This is a genomic window from Ferrithrix thermotolerans DSM 19514 (assembly GCF_900128965.1).
GTDB lineage: Bacteria > Actinomycetota > Acidimicrobiia > Acidimicrobiales > Acidimicrobiaceae > Ferrithrix > Ferrithrix thermotolerans.
In genome coordinates, this window is sequence record NZ_FQUL01000074.1 from 1 (window position 1) to 2,847 (window position 2,847).

The window sequence follows — 2,847 nt, forward strand, 5'->3', positions numbered from 1 at the left end:
ACACGAGAGGAGGCAAGAACCGCAATCTTTGACTGGATCCAATGGTACAGCTGCAAGAGGCTTCATTTGAGCATCGAATATGTATCGCCGATGCAGTTCGAACAAGGGGCTATGATACAGGCCGCATGGGTAAGGGGGGTTCAGTGTCCCATTTGGTGAGCAAGTCCATGGTGTCCCGCTTTGTGAGTAGTTTCCGTCTGCGTCTTCATCAAGACTAGAGGAGAGTAGGGTAGGAAATACTACTTGGTCTCATCTATAGCCACAGTTCGCAAATTCCCAACGATCTCCTGCATTCTGATCGGTCAGCGGAATCCCGCACTAATTTCACAGAGCTGACCAACACGATAAAGCCCGCCTGGCAAATTATGATGGACAGCTGTATGGATTCTGATCAAGGCAACGTTGATAAGCTACGTGAAGCCCTCGCCGAGCAAAATCAGATGATCGATGAACTAAGCGCCGATCTAGCTGAACATAAGCGGCTCCTCGGTGAGGCCTACGCCAAAATCGAGGATTGCTCTCACAACGTAGAACTCCTCAATCTCCAGATTGAACAGATTCATTCGTCCACATCTTGGCGGGCAACCTCTCTCCTACGGTACACGGCAGCAGCTTTGAAGAGGCTACTAACCCGACTTCCAATCAGGTACACTAAGTCGTCAGCCTTACCGTGTACATATGTGCCCCAAGCCTACTGCAATGTCCTCGGGGGGAAAGCTCAGATCAATTTGGGGACGGTTCCCTACCATTCGAAGGCATCGCACGAAATCTTGATTAGAGTCTTCTCCGATCAAATATCTAACAGATTTCGTCTGTACGTTCTGTCTTATGATCAAGCATCGCAGATACTCAGTGGACCGTATCATTTGCAGAGCCAGTCTTGGTATCGGATCAGGTATACATGCTTTGGATCAACAGTTGCCCTCGTTGCATACGGCATTAGAGGTGACTTTCGCATGGAATTACGAAAGACAAGGCGAATGTCGCTTTCTGTACCAAAGACATTCAACGCACCACACCAATATGAACAACTATCTAATCCCGATAGCCGCTACTCGAGTTGGGTCGAACAACACGAGACAATTCATCGGCTACGCGATGAGAGACTATTAGGCGCTTCAAGACTTGAAAAACAACATGCCTTCATTACCTATGTTGTCGTCATCCGATCTGCTCGTGAACACCTAGCCTATAAATCTTCGATAGAGTCGATAAAGTCGCAGGCTAACAGCCGATGGCGCCTTGTACTTGTACTTCCTAGAGATATATCTACAGAGGATCGCATCTATTTGAAGACGTTATCAAAGCGCGATCACCGGATCTTGCTGGTAACAGATGTAGCCAGTGATTTGCCATACCCTTCCTTGTTGGCGCTCGTCTGTAATGAACTAGCGAGCGATTTCGTTGCTTTTGTCGATGACCAAGATGAGCTCGATACTCTCGCAACGGATTACCTACTTGCTCAATACACGCGAGATGAAACGATACAGATGATTTATAGCGACGAAGATTTGATAGATGATTACGGGGAACGATCTTATCCCTACTTCAAACCAGAATTATCACCTGCGTTGGAAATTGAACAAGACTACATTGGTAACCTCTGTGCCTTCAAAACCTCCACTTTTGTAGAACTTTGTAGTAACGATATGCTTTCGCTGATTCAACACCCCTGGGCTCTAAAGCTCAGCTTCCTTAAACAAATCGATTGGCAACGAAATCGAACGCGTAGGATACCTGAAATCCTCTACCATCAAAGGATCACTGATGCATCAGTACCTATATCTGACAACATCCGCAAGAACGCAACCAATAACGAGAGCGTTCGTCAGCTACTCAAAGTCTTGCTGCCAGACTTCAATTATGAATCCATTGTGTCTTGGTGTCGAGATAAGGAACAAGGACAAAAGTGCAGCATAAGTTGCTTTGTCTCGATACTAATTTCCACTAGTGGCCGATACGAGATTATTGAACCATGTTTGACTTCCATCCTAGAGCTAACCATCTTTGATAATTTCGAAGTAATTGTGAGAATTGACACTAGTGAAGCGCTGACAGCGCAAACTATAGCCTTCTTGAACCATGTGGCTGAAGATCAGAGAGTGAACGTGCATTATCATTTTCGACCTAGAGGCGTTCCGTTCAACTACGCCGCTGCTAATAATCAAATGGCCAAGTCTGCGACGGGTGATATATTGGTTTTGCTGAATGATGATATCAAGATAACAGATCCTTATTGGTTAGTTAGACTGGTTGCGACCTTTGGACTACCCAAAACTGGGATCGTAGGTGCGCTGCTTCTCTATCCAGATGGTACCGTCCAACATGGAGGTGCGCTTTTGGGGGTAGACGGTTTAGTTGCGAACGTTTACACCTTAAGAGATTGTCACGATGCAGGTTATCACGGGCAGATGCAAATGATTCGGAATGTATCTGCAGTGATCGGAGCTTGTCTAGCGATACATCGTGAACTGTTTTTGGAGGTAGGCGGCTTAGATGAAGAACATTTTCCAAATGCGTTCAATGATACTGATTTATGCCTCAAGGTCTTGGATAATGGATACTATATAGTTCAGAATCCTTACATTCGTATCATACATTTAGAGTCAATAACCCGTGGACTGGATAATACTTCATACAAGGTTTGGCGATTTCAGCGTGACGGCAAGCTATTTCGTGCGAGATGGTTCGAATATATCGATGCTGATCCTTTCTACAACCCAAATCTAAGTCTCAGGCACTCTAATGAATATGAAATAGAGTGCTAGTTATGTTTGAAATCCCTTGGTAATTTATTTGTATTCCTCAAGCCTGTTTAGATATATTGTGCTCATTATTTACTGAGGT

Annotated in this window: 2 protein-coding genes; both read left to right on the top strand. The window is 45.0% G+C overall.

Translation table 11 applies throughout. The features are described from left to right. Positions 1–159, top strand: a 159-nt coding sequence (locus BUA24_RS11585) for an IS3 family transposase (protein ID WP_084660472.1), incomplete at its 5' end; no start/stop codon positions are given. A gap of 797 nt (positions 160–956) precedes the next feature. Continuing rightward, positions 957–2,768, top strand: coding sequence for a glycosyltransferase family 2 protein (locus BUA24_RS11590; protein WP_178138837.1), 1,812 nt, complete (start codon positions 957–959; stop codon positions 2,766–2,768). The last annotated feature ends 79 nt before the right edge of the window (positions 2,769–2,847 follow it).

Coding starts and splice junctions, on each gene's coding strand:
- BUA24_RS11590 (WP_178138837.1), top strand. CDS start 957: ATGGAATTACGAAAGACAAGGCGAATGTCGCTTTCTGTACCAAAGACA.